The sequence below is a fragment of the Psychrobacillus sp. FSL K6-1464 genome (genome assembly GCF_038003145.1).
In the GTDB taxonomy this organism is placed as follows: Bacteria; Bacillota; Bacilli; order Bacillales_A; family Planococcaceae; genus Psychrobacillus; species Psychrobacillus psychrotolerans.
The window spans coordinates 2,562,864-2,579,714 of record NZ_JBBOOP010000001.1; the positions used below are offsets into that span (position 1 = coordinate 2,562,864).

The 16,851-nt window shown below is 36.2% G+C and carries 16 protein-coding genes; 6 read left to right on the forward strand and 10 right to left on the reverse strand.

Annotated features, from left to right (window positions below; genetic code table 11):
* Window positions 1–108: 108 nt before the first annotated feature.
* A complete protein-coding gene (locus tag MKX39_RS12995) occupies window positions 109–828 on the forward strand; it encodes an MgtC/SapB family protein (protein ID WP_093537815.1) in 720 nt (239 codons plus the stop codon).
* 14 nt (window positions 829–842) lie between these two features.
* Window positions 843–1,832, forward strand: a complete 990-nt coding sequence (locus MKX39_RS13000; protein ID WP_093537814.1) for a cation diffusion facilitator family transporter — start codon at window positions 843–845, stop codon at window positions 1,830–1,832.
* 71 nt (window positions 1,833–1,903) lie between these two features.
* On the opposite strand, the gene MKX39_RS13005 is transcribed toward MKX39_RS13000, so the two are convergent.
* The 4 genes from MKX39_RS13005 to pruA form a co-directional block, all read right to left on the reverse strand.
* Entirely contained in the window at window positions 1,904–3,067 is a 1,164-nt protein-coding gene (locus MKX39_RS13005) for an iron-containing alcohol dehydrogenase (protein WP_340769777.1), read from the reverse strand.
* A gap of 89 nt (window positions 3,068–3,156) precedes the next feature.
* The gene (locus MKX39_RS13010; RefSeq protein WP_093537812.1) at window positions 3,157–4,401 is read right to left on the reverse strand and encodes a Glu/Leu/Phe/Val family dehydrogenase; all 1,245 of its coding nucleotides are present in this window, start codon (window positions 4,399–4,401) and stop codon (window positions 3,157–3,159) included.
* Window positions 4,402–4,483: 82 nt separating this feature from the next.
* The gene (locus MKX39_RS13015; protein ID WP_340769778.1) at window positions 4,484–5,677 is read right to left on the reverse strand and encodes an ornithine--oxo-acid transaminase; all 1,194 of its coding nucleotides are present in this window, start codon (window positions 5,675–5,677) and stop codon (window positions 4,484–4,486) included.
* A gap of 62 nt (window positions 5,678–5,739) precedes the next feature.
* Window positions 5,740–7,284 (reverse strand): L-glutamate gamma-semialdehyde dehydrogenase, encoded by a 1,545-nt coding sequence (gene pruA, locus MKX39_RS13020; RefSeq protein WP_093537810.1) that lies wholly within the window; start codon window positions 7,282–7,284, stop codon window positions 5,740–5,742.
* A gap of 128 nt (window positions 7,285–7,412) precedes the next feature.
* Between pruA and MKX39_RS13025 the strand changes: the two genes are divergently transcribed.
* Window positions 7,413–8,729, forward strand: coding sequence for a sigma 54-interacting transcriptional regulator (locus MKX39_RS13025; RefSeq protein WP_322788093.1), 1,317 nt, complete (start codon window positions 7,413–7,415; stop codon window positions 8,727–8,729).
* 101 nt (window positions 8,730–8,830) lie between these two features.
* Here MKX39_RS13025 and yugI read toward each other — a convergent pair whose 3' ends face one another.
* From yugI to MKX39_RS13040, 3 genes are all read right to left on the reverse strand, one after another.
* A complete protein-coding gene (gene yugI, locus MKX39_RS13030; protein ID WP_340769779.1) occupies window positions 8,831–9,205 on the reverse strand; it encodes a S1 domain-containing post-transcriptional regulator GSP13 in 375 nt (124 codons plus the stop codon).
* Window positions 9,206–9,279: 74 nt separating this feature from the next.
* Window positions 9,280–11,397 carry a hypothetical protein gene (locus MKX39_RS13035; protein ID WP_340769780.1) on the reverse strand — a complete coding sequence of 706 codons (2,118 nt, stop codon included), beginning with the start codon at window positions 11,395–11,397 and terminating at the stop codon, window positions 9,280–9,282.
* On the reverse strand, window positions 11,387–11,944 hold the full coding sequence (locus MKX39_RS13040) for an RNA polymerase sigma factor (protein WP_340769781.1): 558 nt from the start codon (window positions 11,942–11,944) through the stop codon (window positions 11,387–11,389). The genes MKX39_RS13035 and MKX39_RS13040 overlap by 11 nt, the downstream gene beginning before the upstream one ends.
* A gap of 130 nt (window positions 11,945–12,074) precedes the next feature.
* On the opposite strand from MKX39_RS13040, the gene MKX39_RS13045 reads away from it, so the two are divergent.
* Both MKX39_RS13045 and MKX39_RS13050 read left to right on the forward strand, forming a co-directional pair.
* Window positions 12,075–13,412, forward strand: a complete 1,338-nt coding sequence (locus MKX39_RS13045; RefSeq protein WP_340769782.1) for a sodium-dependent transporter — start codon at window positions 12,075–12,077, stop codon at window positions 13,410–13,412.
* Between the two features lie 86 nt (window positions 13,413–13,498).
* A complete protein-coding gene (locus tag MKX39_RS13050) occupies window positions 13,499–13,711 on the forward strand; it encodes a helix-turn-helix domain-containing protein (RefSeq protein ID WP_093537804.1) in 213 nt (70 codons plus the stop codon).
* A gap of 47 nt (window positions 13,712–13,758) precedes the next feature.
* Here the strand turns inward: MKX39_RS13050 and MKX39_RS13055 are convergent, their stop codons facing one another.
* On the reverse strand, window positions 13,759–14,019 hold the full coding sequence (locus tag MKX39_RS13055) for a DUF1871 family protein (protein ID WP_093537803.1): 261 nt from the start codon (window positions 14,017–14,019) through the stop codon (window positions 13,759–13,761).
* Between the two features lie 75 nt (window positions 14,020–14,094).
* Between MKX39_RS13055 and MKX39_RS13060 the strand changes: the two genes are divergently transcribed.
* Window positions 14,095–15,261 carry a MalY/PatB family protein gene (locus MKX39_RS13060; protein ID WP_340769783.1) on the forward strand — a complete coding sequence of 389 codons (1,167 nt, stop codon included), beginning with the start codon at window positions 14,095–14,097 and terminating at the stop codon, window positions 15,259–15,261.
* Between the two features lie 561 nt (window positions 15,262–15,822).
* Here the strand turns inward: MKX39_RS13060 and MKX39_RS13065 are convergent.
* Window positions 15,823–16,029 carry a hypothetical protein gene (locus MKX39_RS13065; RefSeq protein WP_093537801.1) on the reverse strand — a complete coding sequence of 69 codons (207 nt, stop codon included), beginning with the start codon at window positions 16,027–16,029 and terminating at the stop codon, window positions 15,823–15,825.
* Between the two features lie 16 nt (window positions 16,030–16,045).
* On the reverse strand, window positions 16,046–16,783 hold the full coding sequence (locus tag MKX39_RS13070; RefSeq protein ID WP_445678026.1) for a peptidylprolyl isomerase: 738 nt from the start codon (window positions 16,781–16,783) through the stop codon (window positions 16,046–16,048).
* Between the last annotated feature and the right edge of the window lie 68 nt (window positions 16,784–16,851).

A 16,851-nucleotide genomic window follows, 5' to 3' on the forward strand; every position in this document is an offset into this window, starting at 1 on the left:
TAAGTACAAATTATAACTCTACAGATCTCCATATTTAATGTCCTTCTTAGATTAAATCGATTTGTAAAATATCTTCAAGCCCCATAAAGAATAAAGGAGGAGTTATTGATGGAATGGGTAAACTACTTGGATGATTATACTGAAATTACATTTAAATTAATCTTTGCTGCATTATTAAGTTTAATAATAGGTATAGAAAGGGAACTAAAAAAGAAACCTATTGGATTAAAGACAAGTATAGTGATTGCAACATTCAGTTGTCTCCTTACTTATATATCAATAGAAGCAGCTTACACCGCCATTCCGAATGATGCTATAAATATTACAATGGATCCTTTGCGTTTGGCAGCACAAATAGTAAGCGGTATAGGTTTTCTCGGTGCAGGAGTTATACTCCGTAAAGGAAATGATACTATAACTGGTTTAACAACCGCAGCTATGATTTGGGGAGCTGGCGGAATAGGTATAGCTGTAGGTGCTGGATTTTATATGGAATCCGCTCTCAGTGTAATTATTGTAATAATAGGAATTGAGTTAATCCCTCCCCTTCTCACAAAAGTAGGTCCAAAACGGCTGAGATCCAAGGAGCTATCTCTAACAGTTGTGGTAAGAAATCCAGAAAGCATTCCCAAAGTATATGACTATTTACAAGGAAGCGGTGTTTATATAGAAAGTATTCGCATTAAAGACGTCACTTTAGACAATAATACAATTAAACATGAAATGAATATGAGGTTATCAATAATCACTAAGAAAAATACTGCAGAATTTTACGCTACCATTAAAAAACAAAAATTTATCGAATCGGTAGATGTAGAATCTATTTAAAAAGGAGTAATCATATGGGAGAATTATTTAGGTTGTTAAAAGGTGGTAATAAGCCTTCATTATTAGCAGCAGTTGTAAATACAATTATTGCAATTTTAAAAGGTGGTGCGTTTTTCTTTACAGGAAATGTAGCTATGTTTGCAGAGATGATGCACTCCATTGGCGATGCAGCAAACCAATTCTTTGTTTATATCGGGTCATCCTTATCTAAGAAAGCCCCTACGCCAAGATTTCCAAATGGTTTTGGACGCTTAGTAAACCTCGTTTGCTTAGGCGCTGTAATTATTGTCGGAATTTTATCTTATGAAACAATTATAGAAGGTTGGCACCATATTCAACACCCTACTGAATCTACAGGTGTTGCCATTACCCTAAGCGTACTTGCTATTGCCATAATTTTGGAATTTGCCGTCTTATATAAAGCAGGAAAAGAGATTTTGCATGAAGTCGGGATTAAAGGAACCGCCTTTTCTCCATTAACAACAAGCTTTACTCACTTAAAGAGAGCTAAACCTGCAACAAAGCTTGTTTTTATGGAGGACTTAGTAGCAACAGCAGGAGGAATATTAGCGTTTGTGGCAGTTTTAATTTCCCACTTTACTGGTTTTTTACAAGCAGAAGGTATAGCTTCTATTATGATCGGTATTATGATGTTCTATGTAGTAGGGAAAGTATTCTTAGATAACGCTCGAGGCGCACTAGGGGAAACAGATGAACAAATGCTCACTCATATTGCTCATATTGTATCTGAGAACCCGCATGTAAAGGATATTCAAAAGCTTGAAGTTATAAAAGAAGGTGAATATCTCCATGTGGAAATAATTATTGAGATAGATCCTCAATATTCTTTCGCCGAGGTGGACGATATTCAGGATAAAATAAAAGAACTTATTTTAAATCAACAAGGAGTAACAGATATTACAATCTCCTTTGATGAAGATGACGGAATCAGAACGTGGACTGAACATCGAGATCAACGTACCGTGTTAAAAACACGTGATTAGTGTTATCGAAAACAATATTAATAAGAAAACCACATGACGAATTTGCCATGTGGTTTTCTTATTTCTTACTATTATAGACAAGCTGTTAAAATTGTTTTTGTATCTTCTGCATTTAACTTATGGAAATTACCATATTCTCCATAAACCATTGCTTTTTCTACCATCAAATCGATCTTGCTTTCATCTATATTGTAATCACCTAATGTAGAAGGTGCTTTCAATGACTTCCAAAACGCTTCTAAGCGATCAATTCCTTCATACGCTACTTCTTCTACTGATTTACCTTCAGAATTCACGTTAAAGACATTAATTGCAAGCTTAGCAAAACGCTGAGGATTTACTTTTACATTATGACGCATCCATCTAGGGAAAACGATAGCTAATCCTCCACCGTGTGGAATGTCATAAACTGCTGAAATGGCATGTTCTAAATTATGACTTGCCCAGTCCCCGTTGTACCCCATTTGTAGGAAGCCATTTAACCCTAATGTACCTGCAAATAGAATAGTTTCACGGTGCTGATAGTTTGTAAGGTCTTCTATGAGTTTTGGTCCTACTTCTATTACTGTACGAAGAGTACCTTCTATCATTTCATCTTGAACTGGTGTATTTGTCGCATTGTTATAATATTGTTCGAACATATGAGACATCATATCCACTATTCCATAAACCGTTTGATCAAGAGGAACAGTGAACGTGTTTACTGGATCCAAAATAGAGAATTTAGGATAAACTAAAGGACTTCCCCATCCATACTTCTCTAGAGTTTCTTCATTAGTAATAACAGATCCAGAATTCATCTCTGAACCGGTTGCTGCAAGAGTTAAAATAGTTCCAAAAGGTAAAGCTTCTTGTGGAACCGCTTTACGTGAAACAAAGTCCCAAGCATCACCGTCGTATTTAGCTGCAACTGCGATAAGTTTCGTACAATCAATTACGGAACCTCCACCAACTGCTAGCAAAACATCAATGCCTTCTTTTTTACAGATCTCTGCTCCCTTTCTAGCTGTGGATAGTCTAGGGTTTGGTTCCACCCCTGCAAGTTCAAAAACTTCCATTCCTGTTTCTTTTAATTCAGTCATAACGCTATCATATAAACCATTTTTCTTGATACTACCCCCGCCGTAAACAACAAGGACTTTCTTTCCGTATAATGATAATTCCCCTTTTAACTTTGATAGTTGATCTTTACCAAATATCAATTTTACAGGGTTATAAAATGAAAATGCATTCATTTGACATCCTCCTCTTTCCATACTTTCTTAATAATAAAAAAACCGCTTGTAAAAAACAAGCGGTTCACCTTACTAGTACTTCAATTAAATTATACCCACCCACGGAAACGTGACGCTTCCGCAGTTTTACGTACACCTACCATGTAAGCAGCTAAACGCATATCGATATTACGAGTGGATGCCACTTCATAGATATTTGCGAATGCATCTACCATTTTCTTCACTAGTTTCTCATCTACTTCTTCTTCAGTCCAGTAATAACCTTGGTTATTTTGAACCCATTCAAAGTAAGAAACTGTTACACCACCAGCACTTGCTAAAACATCAGGAACTAATAGAATTCCTCTATCATAAAGAATTTTTGTACCTTCTGTTGTAGTTGGTCCATTGGCAGCCTCTACTACGATCTTCGCTTTAATATTATGAGCGTTTTCAGCAGTAATTTGGTTCTCAATAGCAGCTGGAACTAAAATATCACAATCTAATTCTAATAACTCTTGGTTAGAAATCGTATTTTCAAATAGAGTTGTTACAGTACCAAAGCTATCACGACGATCCAATAGATAGTCAATATCTAAACCATTAGGATCATGTAAAGCTCCGTAAGCATCGGAAATAGCAATAACTTTTGCACCTTGATCACTCAAAAACTTAGCTAAGAAGCTTCCTGCATTACCAAAACCTTGAATAACAACGCGCGCTCCTTGCATATCAATATCACGTTTTTTTGCAGCTTCATTGATAATAATAGTAACACCTTGAGCAGTCGCACGGTCGCGTCCTTGTGAACCACCAAGTACAAGTGGTTTACCAGTGATAAAGCCTGGTGAATTGAATTGGTCCATACGACTATATTCATCCATCATCCATGCCATGATTTGAGCATTTGTAAATACGTCTGGAGCAGGAATATCTTTTGTCGGTCCAACGATTTGTCCTACCGCACGTACATATCCACGGCTTAGACGTTCAATTTCTCCCATTGACATTTCGCGCGGATCACAAATAACTCCACCTTTACCTCCACCATAAGGAAGGTCCACAATACCAGCTTTTAATGTCATCCACATAGATAAAGCTTTCATTTCATCAGGTGTTACACCTGGATGAAAACGTACTCCACCTTTTGTAGGTCCAACAGCATCATTATGCTGTGAACGGTATCCAGTGAATACCTTTACTGTATTGTCATCCATGCGTACTGGAATTCGAACTTCTAGCATCCTTAGTGGTTCTTTCAAAAGGTCATACATTGCTTCGTCATAACCAAGTTTGTTCAGAGCCTCTTTAATTACAGCCTGAGTTGATGTAAACAGGTTTAAATTTTCAGCCATTTTATATTTTCGCCTCTTTAATATTTAATAATTTCTTCGGAACCATTGTAACATAGAATTGTTGATATTTGTCTAAAAATTATTATTTATTGAATACTTTCTGGATTCTTTCAATTGCCCAATCTAACTCTTCTTTTGAAATGATTAGAGGTGGAGCAAAACGAATTACTGTATCATGTGTTTCCTTACATAATAAGCCTAATTCTTTAAGCTCTTCACAGAATGGGCGTGCGTCTTCTGTTAATTCCATTCCAATAAACAAACCACGACCGCGTACTTCTTTAATAGAAGAATGTTTAATTTCTTTCAATGCATCCATAAAGTAATTACCTAGTTCTAGGGAGCGATCCGCTAATTTTTCATCTATCAACACGTCTAACGCTGCGATTGAAACCGCACATGCCATTGGGTTACCACCAAATGTAGACCCATGAGATCCCGGATTAAATACACTTAGAATTTCTTTGTTTGCAACGATACATGAGATTGGGAAAACTCCACCACCTAATGCTTTTCCTAGTATATACATATCTGGATCTATATCTTCCCATTCAGATGCGAACATTTTACCAGTACGGCAAAGACCAGCTTGGATTTCATCCGCGATAAATAAAACATTATTCTCGCGACATAATTCAAGCGCTGCCTTCATGAATCCAGCAGGTGGAATGATAATTCCAGCTTCCCCTTGAATTGGTTCAATTATAAATGCTGCCGTGTTAGGAGTAATTACAGCTTTCAACGCTTCTAAATCACCATAAGGTATTAACTTAATACCTGGAAGCATTGGGCCAAATCCTCTTTTGTATTCAGGATCAGATGAAAGTGAAACCGCTCCCATAGTACGACCGTGGAAGTTTCCATTACAAGCAATTACCTCTGCTTGGTCAGCTGCTACACCTTTTACATCATATGCCCATCTACGAGCTGCTTTAAATGCTGTTTCAACTGCTTCTGCTCCAGTATTCATTGGTAAGACCATGTCTTTACCTGTTAACTCACTAACTTTTTCATACCATGGACCTAATTGGTCATTGTGGAAAGCACGAGAAGTTAGAGTTACACGATCCGCTTGATCTTTTAACGCTTGAATAATCTTCGGATGACGATGCCCTTGGTTTACTGCCGAATAAGCAGAAAGCATATCCATATATTTGTTACCTTCAGGATCTTTTACCCAAACACCCTCTGCTTCAGATACTACTATTGGAAGTGGGTTATAGTTGTTTGCACCAAATTTATTCGTTTGTTCAATCATTTGCGATGAAATAGTCATGCTTTCATTACCCCTTTTTTTAAAATGAAGGCAGACTTCAAACAAAGTCTGCCTTGGAAATTTTAAAGCATTTCAGATGTTGTTTTCGCTTGCATATGAAGTTGGACATAATCTGGTCCACCAGCTTTTGAATCTGTACCAGACATGTTAAATCCACCAAATGGTTGGTAACCAACAATAGCACCTGTACATCCACGGTTGAAGTATAGGTTCCCTACATGGAACTCTTCACGCGCTTTTTCTTGATTCAAACGATTATTTGTAATTACAGCACCTGTTAAACCGTACTCTGTATTGTTTGCAATTTCTAATGCCTCATCGAAATCTTTAGCTTTAGAAATACCAACAACTGGTCCAAAGATCTCTTCTTGCATAATACGTGCAGTTGGAGATAGGTCAGCAATGACAGTTGGTTGGATAAAGAATCCTTTAGAATCATCTCCTGTACCACCAGTAACCAAACGACCTTCTTCTTTACCAATTTCGATATAACTCATAATTTTTTTGAATGAAGCACCATCGATAACTGGACCAACAAAGTGCTCATCACCGTCAGGAATACCAACCGTTAAAGCGTTTGTTAATTCTTCTACTCTGTTCAACACTGTGTCGTAAACGTCTTCTACGATTACTGCACGTGAACATGCAGAACATTTTTGACCACTGAAACCGAATGCAGACTTCACAATAGACTGAGCTGCTAATTCTAAATCAGCCTCTTTATCCACTACGATTGTGTCTTTCCCACCCATTTCAAGAATAGAACGTTTAATCCAAATTTGCCCTGGAGCTAATTTAGAAGATTTTTCTACTATTCCTAATCCAACATCACGAGAACCTGTGAAGCTGATTAGACGAGTACGTGGATGTTCTACCATGAAATCACCAATTTCAGCACCAGAACCTGGGATGAAGTTTACTACTCCAGGAAGCATACCCGCTTCTTCTAATACTTCTACAAATTTATAAGAAACGACTGGAGTTGTGGAAGCTGGTTTTAATAGTACAGTATTACCTGCTACCATTGCCGCAACAGTAGTACCAGCCATGATTGCAAATGGGAAGTTCCAAGGTGAGATTACAACCGCAACACCTAGTGGAATATAGTTATATTGGTTATATTCACCTGGACGACTTTCAACTGGTGCACCATTTTTTAAACGTAACATTTCACGTCCGTAGTATTCTAAGAAGTCAATTCCTTCGGCAACTTCTACATCAGCTTCAACCCAAGTTTTACCCGCTTCTCTTGATAATAGAGCAGAGAACTCAAATTTACGACGACGAATGATAGCTGCTGCTTTGAAAAGAACGTCTGCACGTATTTCAGGCTTAACTTTTTTCCAAGTTTGGAATGTTTCATCAGCAATATCCATAGCCTTAGAAGCAATTTCTTGTGTAGCTTTAGAAACAGCACCAACTAATTCTTCTTTTTTTGCTGGATTATAAGATTTAATTTTTGCTTCTGTAGTAATACGTTCTCCACCAACGATTAATGGGAAATCATTTCCTAGGTATGCATCAACTACTTTGTATCCTTCTTGCATCGCTTTTTTATTTTCTTCCTTTGAAAAATCCGTGAATGGTTCGTGTTTGTAAGGTATCAATTTAATATCCTCCTTCGATTTGGGTGCAAAAAAAATTTGCAGTTCTAATTAGTTTACATATATAATAATGCAAAAGATTGTTGCGTAATTCAAGTAAAAAATTCTAAAATGTGAAATATTTTTTTGAGGTGAGCCTTTTGGACGAACAAATAAAAGATTTTCTACCGTTTTATAAATTTGCTACCGAACAGGTAGCAGTTGGTATTCATGCCATTGACTTAACAGGCAAAACCATTATTTACAATGAAAAAATGAAAGAGATTGAAGGGCTAAATTTAACTGATGTTGTAGACCGTTCCATCTTCGAACTTTTCCAATTTGAACAACAAGAAAGTACATTGTTAAAAGTTTTGCATAGTGGCGAACCAGTATTACGAGCTAAACAGACATACTGGAATCGTAATGGCCAAGAAATAACCACTATTAATGATACATACCCTATATGTCTTGAGGAAAAACTTATAGGAGCAGTGGAGTTTTCTCGCGATATCACTGCTCTAGAGAGACTAATTTATCAGCCTTTAAAAAGGTACAATGAATCGATTACCCTTTCTAGCATTACAGCAGTTTCATCAGAAATGCAAGATATATTAGAACGTTCTATAAAGGCGGCACATGTACGAATGCCTGTCCTTTTAGTTGGAGAAGCTGGAACGGGCAAGGAATTGATCGCTGAAGGAATTCACAACCAACTCTCCCCAGTAAACAAACAGTTTATCTCTCTATACTGTCATAGTTCAGATAGTTTTTTAATAAAAAAATTTCAAAAAGAGCTTTCTGATATGTCACACTGTACAATATTTTGTGAAAGAATTGATTTATTATCCCTCGAATTACAAAATGAACTTTTGCAAATTCTATCTGCAAATGAAGCAGGACAAAACCTTTATATAGCAAGTATTGGCGAGGACCCAGTAGATCTTATTTCTTCGAATAAGTTAAGCAAGGAACTATATTATTATTTTGCCCAGGTAACAATCAGTATTCCACCTTTGCGCAAACGTACAGAAGATATCCTTCCTTTTATGTATGATTATTTTAATCGCTATTTAAACCGTTATGGCTCCACTATAAAGGATATTGAAGAAGAAGTTGTTCAAGCTTTTTTAAAGTATGAATGGCCGGGTAATCTGAAGGAATTGGAACTGCTCCTAGATGAAATAAGTTCAATGGTAACTACTGAACAAGTGTTGAAATTTGATATGTTACCTTTACACTTTAAATTAAAGGTCCAGGATTTTAATGTGACTTCAGGAAAAGCAGAGGATTTTGTGATAACTTCGGATAAAGAATTAGTTCCTCTAGATGAATATTTACGATCCGCAGAAATGTATTACTTACAAAAGGCTTTAGATAAATTTGATGGTAATATAACTAAAGCTGCGGAAGCATTAGGCATGAGCCGTCAAAACTTACAATATCGAATACGGAAGATGAAGCGATAAGAGATTCTGCTTATAAAAAAAACAAGAATGAGTTCATATTGTTGAACAACATTCTTGCTTTTTTTATACACGAGGATAATCTCTGCGAGAGCTAACCCTTTTTATAGTGCTGATTTTTTGATCCAGTCCGCTAATTTTTCCTTTAACGAATTAAACCCTTCTTCATCATGTTCATCTATACGATCTTGAAGTGATTTGCGAGGTCTCTCGTCACGTTTTGGTAGCGTCGGTTTTTCCTGGAGTTCTCTCATGGACAAGCTTATTTTACCAGCCTCATCGTCAATCTCTAGAATTTTCACCTCTACGCCTTGCCCTACAGTTAAAAATTCTTCCACTTCTTTTACATACCCGTATGTTATTTCAGAAATATGCACTAGACCCTGTGTTTGCTCATCTAAGCTTACAAAGGCTCCGTATGGTTGAATCCCTGTAACTTTACCTGTGACAACATCTCCTACCTTATAATTTTGAGTCATGGTCCGTTCCTACTTTCTTATATACGTTATAGTCATGTTAAATTATAACATAGTAGGAAGTATGACGGCAAAAGTCACTGTGTAGGCATAAACGGTGGTCTCCAACCATTTTCAGTTTGGATTAGTTGAAAGCCAAGAACGTTCTCCTGTTCGTCGGGGTATTTCGTTAATGTAACAACTCCCTCCCCATTCAAATTTTTTTCAAATTCCATTTCTTTAAATTCCAGTCTAATATCTTCTATATGTTGATGTTCTGCGTTCATGTATTCATCTTTGGGTATCTGAAGGTGCCCTTCATCCTTAATATATAACTCATACTGTGTTTCGAAATCCTTTAGCTGAGCTGAATAATAGTACAAGCCTACAATTTCTACAGGGGTTGCCCCTTTTAAAACTGTTTGATCATATGTTCGTACAAAGGATTTATATAAATCATGAACGCGCTGAAGTAGTTTATCATCCACTGGTTCTACTTTACTTATTAAGTAATCTTCTTCCCCTTGAATTCTCCATATATCATCATTTTCCAGACGGAGAAGTATATCGTAGCTGACTTGACTTCCTTTTTCCTGTCCAATATAGGTTTTCAAATTATTATTGTCCGGGATTAAATATTCTTTGTTAAAGTATAGATTTTTTGCACTATCTCCAATGATATTTTGAAAAGTTGGATTCTCTAAAAATTCTTCTTTTTTATATTCATTTTTAAAATCACTAGTCATCAATTCCCACATCATTTCATGGTTATCTTGCCCATCCGCATAATGATACAAGAGCGTGATATCCATAGGTCCAGTTCCATGTAATACTAGTGGATTAAAGTTCTCATTGAACTTTTTATACAATTCATGAATTCCATACATTGTATAAGGAGTCTCTAAGCTATTCTCCACTCCGTCAGGCAGTATAGAAATCCAGTCTAATTTGTTCGTTTCTAGTTTGTTATCCAAGGCTAAGAGATAATAATCTCTTAGCTGCTCTATGTCCAACAGTTTATAGGTCTCATTGTATGTCCAATCACTTGATTTCATTGAAGCAACGATAGGCTTCATCATTGTAGCTAATGGTGACACACCCGGAATATTTACTAGTGACTCCCATGCCATCTGGGTTTCAATATTAATTTTATTGTCATCATTTAATATTTCACCAATGTCTGATGGAAAAATAATTTTTTCTGCTAACTCAAAGTAATAATTTTCCCAGCGAGAATGTATTGCCGAACCTTCACTTGAATTTAGTAATGTAAATTCTATGCTAGCTAAATAATATCCTAATTGAGATAGTTCTTGTTCCTCTAACAAAGTGGCTATCCCGTGACCTGGAATTAACTCATACATTCCTAAATAGCGCGCCTCATTTTCATCTAAAATGGAGAAAAGGTCTCTTGTGAATAAGGCCCAATCAGGTATAATTCGAAATTCCGTTCCTTCCAAATTTACACCTAGTTTCAGTCCTTCTTTAGGCAAGACTTCAATCATGCTTTGTATTTCTTTTGAGAGATTATATCGATTGGCAATGAGTACATGCTCACTTAGTCTTCCCTCATGTTTGGCAACTTTAAGAGCATCTTCATTATCTCGTAGAATTTGTTCATAGTAGAAAATTAAATTCTCCGTTTTAGTAACAAAATCATCTACAAAATAGGCACTTTCTTTACTATTTATTTTACCTCTTTTTTTAGCCACTTCTATCATTTCAGAAGGGAGATTTAATCCTTCAATAGCCAAATCATATGCCTCTTGAATAGAAATATCATCATTTTTCCCTTCTAAAGTCCCAGGGGCAATTTGTGAGGAAAAAATATTATCAGCGTACTGAACAAAACCTAATGTAGTAAATTCAGCTTCATTCATCTGAAGAATTTTTTGACGTTTTAATCGTTCGTCTTTATAACGGCTTTTAAATTTTTCTATATCTTCATCGCTGTAGTTTTCATCACTAGTTGTTGTATTATCTGAGTCGGTTAGATATGTTGATCCTAAAAGTCCAATCACTAACACACTTGCTACGCTCACCGCCCATACGGTAATTCGTTGCCGCTTTGATCCTCTGATTTTCTTTTCTATCGGAGGAACATTATTCTCATTTTCTATTTTTGTTAAAATTTCACCGGGATCAATAGATGAAGGCAATCGATCATAGGATGATTTTAAAAGATTTAAGCGTTCTTCTAATTGTTTATCGTCCATGCTTGACTCCTCCATTCACTTGTATAGCAGATTTTAATAATGCTTTTGCTCGCATTAACCGTATTTTTATCGTAGATAAGGGTACATTTAATACTTCTGCAATTTGTTCATATGATAATTCATGAAAGTAAAACATAATAATAGGATGACGATATTTTTCATCCAGTGCTTGGATAGCATTATGGAGATGCCGGTCTTCCTCAAACACTAAAACTCGTTCCTCCGCTGATTTCGTTGTATAATTTAATCCGACTTCTACGTGCAATTTCTGTTCCTTTTCCTTTTCTTTTGTTTCTTTTCTGTAGTAATCCCTTGCAGTATTTAAGGTGATTTTATATAACCACGTCGTAAACCGATCACGCTGAAATTGATGTAAGAACCTATATAGCTTCACAAATACCTCTTGAGTAACATCTGGAATGTCATGAACTTGAACACCACACTGAAATGCAAATTTTTCAACGGTTCTATGATGTATATGTATGAGTTCTGTATATGCGGTTTTGTCCCCTCTTTGCGCTCTTTCTATTAACTCGACCTCTAACATATTCCTCCCTCTCTCTCTAGTGCTCTAATGATGATACGAAAGATTATTGCAGTTTGTTTCGTAAAATAAATTAACATTTTCTCTAAATCCTCATGTACAATAAAACAGTCCTATTAAAGGAGGAATTTTCGTGACAAATCGGGATCATTTTGGATCTAAAATAGGATTTATATTAGCGGCAGCCGGAAGTGCAATTGGACTAGGTGCTATTTGGAAATTTCCTTATATGGCAGGGACAAACGGGGGTAGTGTGTTTGTTATCTTGTTTATCTTATGTACTTTACTAATAGGTCTTCCTATCTTGCTTGCTGAATTTGTAATTGGGAGAAAAGGTCAAGCAGATGCTGTCACAGGCTTCAAAAAACTTGCTCCGGGCAAACCTTGGTTTCTAATCGGGTGGGCAGGTTTTGCCTTTTCATTTATCATATTATCATTCTATAGTGTTGTTGGTGGGTGGATTTTATCTTATTTGTTCCGCGCCATTACATTTAGCTTAAATGGTAGTAGTGAATCATTCTTTAATGATTTGTTCGATACCGTGATTTCAAATCCATGGGAGGTATTAATTGCTCAGGCAACTTTTATCCTGTTAACAATTTGGATTGTATCTGGGGGTATTAAGGGAGGAATTGAGAAAGCTAGTAAATGGATGATGCCCATCTTGCTAATTTTCTTTGTAGTACTAGCTATTCGATCCCTCACACTAGACGGTGCTATCGAAGGGATTAGGTTTTTATTTGTACCGGATTGGTCCTACTTTACATGGGAGACTGCATTACTCGCATTAGGCCAAGCGTTCTTCTCTTTAAGTGTTGGTATTTCTGGAATGATTACTTATGCATCTTATTTACCGAAGGAGACTAATATTAGCTCATCTGCACTTAGCGTCTCTCTTTTGAACATCGGTATATCCATTATGGCAGGTCTTGTTATTTTCCCAGCAGTCTTTGCATTAGGCTTCTCACCGGACGCAGGACCAGGGTTAGCGTTCATCATTATTCCAGCAGTATTTGATCAAATCATTTTCGGTCAATTTTTCTTAATTTTATTCTTTGTTCTCCTATTGTTTGCAACACTTACTTCTTCCATCAGTATGTTAGAAATAGTTGTATCAATTGGCATTAAGTCAAAATATGATAGAAGGAAACGGGCTGCTTGGAGTTATGGCTTCCTCATTTTCTTATTAGGTATTCCAAGTGCCTTATCTTTTGGTATATTAGCAAATGTTCGCATCTTAGGTATGTCGATTTTCGACTTCGCCGACTTCTTAACGAGTAGTATCGGATTACCGCTGGGAGCATTGTTTATATCATTATTTGCTGGTTTCCATTTTTCTAAGTCCACACTAATCCAAGAACTTAGATTGAATGATTTTCTACTGAATTCTTGGCATATTATTGTGCGTTTTGCAGCTCCAATCGCTATACTTGTGGTATTCGTCCAAGGTGCTATGAAATTATTAATGTAAAAATTGTACTTTTTCTGACATTAATATCAAAAGTTTTAAGAGGAATTATGTTATAATATAATCATTAAGATAGGGGTGGGTTTAACATGAAAAAAGGTTTACATGAGCAATTACGTCAACTTAGAGAAGAGCGTAATATTACGCTAGAAACTCTTGCATTAAAAACAAGAATTGGTACTGGTAAGCTAGAAGCCTACGAATCAGGCGTTGAACAACCATCAGTTCAAACAATTCTAAGATTGTCCAATGCACTTGAAGTTCCAGCTTCTAACTTATTAGACGGTATTAAAGAAGCTTAATCAATAAAAAAAGCTTTCGGTTTAATAAAACCGAAAGCTTTTTGTTTTTAAATAATACATTTCATTTCATACTTTAAAGCGATTAGCTTATAAGATATCTCTACGCATTTTTCTAATGGAATCCATTCTTCAAAAGAATGTTCATAAATTTCTTGAATTCGTTTCGCTAAATCAGATGGATGGTCAATATTTTGTAAATAGGCGACAACATCTGCCGTTTCTGTTTCATATGCATTCTCTCCAATGTGGAAAGGATCCCATTTTTGTAATGTCCATACCGCTCTTCTATTCATTTCAATTGTGTCCATTTAGTTTCACCTTACTAGTTTTATTAGATAGGGTTATAATAACATAATAAATATAAATTGAAAGGGGAAATCACTTTGTCCATTTTTTCTACTGTTTTTAATCGTCGAAATACATATTCTGCAAAATGGGATATGTTAGAGCAAGTATATTCTATCAATAACGCTTCGGAAGTACTCCCTATGTGGGTTGCGGATATGGATTTCGCCATCCCTTCTGTTATCATTGAGGCATTACAAACACGTATGGAGCACCCAGTATTTGGTTACTCAATGGCACCTGAAGAAACAAAATCATCGCTTACTAAATGGGTTGCAGATAAGCATCAAGTAACTATACAAAATGAGTGGATTATGTTTCGCCAAGGAGTTATACCAGGAATAGCGGAAGTAATCGAAGCCTTCACAGAAGTTGGCGATAAGGTGCTTATTCATACTCCAGTCTATCCACCATTTACGACCATTCCTACAAATTTAGGGAGAGAAGTGGTTACAAGTCAGTTAATAGAAATGGATAATTCCTATGAGATGGACTGGCATTCATTTGAAAACTGTTTAAAGAATGATGTAAAAGCTTTTATATTATGTAATCCACATAATCCAGGTGGAAAAGTTTGGAGCAAAGGCGACTTAACGAAAATGGCTGCACTTTGTCAGCAATATAATGTATTAGTATTATCTGATGAAATTCATTCGGATCTCATTTTTGAACCAAATAAGCACACTCCATTACTTAATGTAGCGGAAGATCCAAATAATATTATTACTTTTTTTGCTCCAACTAAAACGTTTAATCTTGCAGGTATTCAAGCTGCTGCTATGGTGGTTCCTGATGAACAAAAACGTAAAGTATTAGAGAACCTTGCAATGAGTCGTGGATATATGGGCTTAAATATATTTTCACTTACTGCCCTTCAAACTGCATACGAACAAGGTGGTCCATGGTTGGAAGAACTATTAGAGGTATTAACTGTAAACATGGATTACGTGATAGAACATCTTTCCAAATTAGAGGGCATTAAAGTTTCTAAGCCTGAAGGCACCTATTTGGTTTGGATTGATTACCGTGGGACAGGCCTTTCTGAAAAAGAAATGATGGATCGTCTATTAACTGTTGGTAAGCTTGCTCTAGAACCAGGATCCAAGTATGGAAAAGCGGGAGAGGGATTCTTGCGAATGAATCTAGCTTGTCCCCTATCCACCGTTCAAGATGGCGTCGAACGTTTTAAAAAATCACTTGAATAGAAGTATTTTAAAGCACAATTTTTTCATAGTACTAAAAGACTTTTATGAATTAAAAACAAGGCACTTTCTGTCCATTTTGGTCAGCAAGTGCCTTATTTCATTTTCTATTTCCTACCCTTAGTCATCTAATATCTTCACTTTTCGCTTGAAATTCACAGTGCATAATTGTGGTACCCTGAAGTGAAGTTCTATGCGAAAATTGACTAAGCTTATTGTCTTTCGGCACGACGTTATCGTAAATCACATGTATGGACTTAGTTAAGAGTTTCTTTGTTTGAAATCATGGGACACACCATCTGAGTATACAGGAAGAGAAAAATTCTTTAGATAGAAGAAAAATTTCTTCCTAATAAGCAGATGATACTAGTTGATTTGCGTGGAAGGTAGCGACTTCAACTGGAATGCAAATCAACGACTCCCCAATTTAAAATAGCGAGCAAGAGAACATAAAATGTTCCCTTACTCGCTATAAAATACCTTTTAGGACTTTTTCAGAGCCCTCTGTAAATGGAGGGTCTCTTTGTATATGCACCTATAGTAATTGTCATACTATTTTAGAGACTATTTGTGAAGTTCATCTTTTTTTGCTTGCATAATTTTTTCTTCTAAAACTCTTGCTTTCTCAGCGTCTTTTCTAGATTTTTTCAATAACCATCTAAAAACAATTACACAAAGCGCTACTAAAACAACTAATTCGATTACAACAGGTATATATTCCGATTTATCTTCTGGGAAATACAAAAAAGCTAGATGTAAAAACGAAAACATATAGACACTCCTCTAATTATTTCTGCGTGATTTCGATTGAATCTATTGTGATATCGACTAGTGGCTTGTCCTGAGCGCCTTTCTTAACTGCTGCCATTTGGTCCACTATTTCCATACCTTCAATGACCTGACCAAATACAGTGTGTTTTTGGTCAAGATGCGGAGTTCCGCCCATTTCTTCGTAAGCTTCAGCTATTTCCTTTGGCCATCCACCATCGATCATTTGCTTAGCTGTTGCAGGTGGTTCAGAAGCTTGAACGATGAAAAATTGACTACCATTTGTATTTGGTCCTGCATTTGCCATCGAAAGAGCTCCCCTTAGGTTGAAGAGATTCATCGAAAACTCATCTTCAAATTCTGCTCCGTAAATACTTTCTCCCCCCATGCCAGTACCAGTTGGATCTCCACCTTGGATCATGAAATCTTGAATAACACGGTGGAATATTAAGCCATCATAATAACCGTTTTCTGCATGTGTTAAGAAATTCTCCACTGTTTTTGGAGCTAGTTCCGGGAATAATTTAATCTTAATCGATCCCATTGATGTATTCATAGTTACTAATGCTTCATTTGAAGCAACCTCTTTAGATAGTTGTGGATACATGATTATCTCTCCTTCTTGTTGGGTATCAGAATTAATAGTAGAATCTTCTTTTTTTAACTCTACTTTCGATGCTTTGGAATCATCTGTTCCACAAGCACTTAAAAAGCAAATAGTTGTTGCTATCCCTATAATTAATAATAGTTTTTTCATGAATCATTCACCCCAAATTAGTTTACCATAACAATACACCAAAATTCAGTGACAAAGTATCTAACTTT

Bases quoted from the DNA above. Each gene is read 5' to 3' on its own strand.
- MKX39_RS12995 (WP_093537815.1), top strand. From the start codon at position 109: ATGGAATGGGTAAACTACTTGGATGATTATACTGAAATTACATTTAAA.
- MKX39_RS13000 (WP_093537814.1), top strand. From the start codon at position 843: ATGGGAGAATTATTTAGGTTGTTAAAAGGTGGTAATAAGCCTTCATTA.
- MKX39_RS13005 (WP_340769777.1), bottom strand. From the start codon at position 3,067: ATGAATGCATTTTCATTTTATAACCCTGTAAAATTGATATTTGGTAAA.
- MKX39_RS13010 (WP_093537812.1), bottom strand. From the start codon at position 4,401: ATGGCTGAAAATTTAAACCTGTTTACATCAACTCAGGCTGTAATTAAA.
- MKX39_RS13015 (WP_340769778.1), bottom strand. From the start codon at position 5,677: ATGACTATTTCATCGCAAATGATTGAACAAACGAATAAATTTGGTGCA.
- yugI (WP_340769779.1), bottom strand. From the start codon at position 9,205: ATGACTCAAAATTATAAGGTAGGAGATGTTGTCACAGGTAAAGTTACA.
- MKX39_RS13035 (WP_340769780.1), bottom strand. From the start codon at position 11,397: ATGGACGATAAACAATTAGAAGAACGCTTAAATCTTTTAAAATCATCC.
- MKX39_RS13040 (WP_340769781.1), bottom strand. From the start codon at position 11,944: ATGTTAGAGGTCGAGTTAATAGAAAGAGCGCAAAGAGGGGACAAAACC.
- MKX39_RS13050 (WP_093537804.1), top strand. From the start codon at position 13,499: ATGAAAAAAGGTTTACATGAGCAATTACGTCAACTTAGAGAAGAGCGT.
- MKX39_RS13055 (WP_093537803.1), bottom strand. From the start codon at position 14,019: ATGGACACAATTGAAATGAATAGAAGAGCGGTATGGACATTACAAAAA.
- MKX39_RS13065 (WP_093537801.1), bottom strand. From the start codon at position 16,029: ATGTTTTCGTTTTTACATCTAGCTTTTTTGTATTTCCCAGAAGATAAA.
- MKX39_RS13070 (WP_445678026.1), bottom strand. From the start codon at position 16,783: ATGAAAAAACTATTATTAATTATAGGGATAGCAACAACTATTTGCTTT.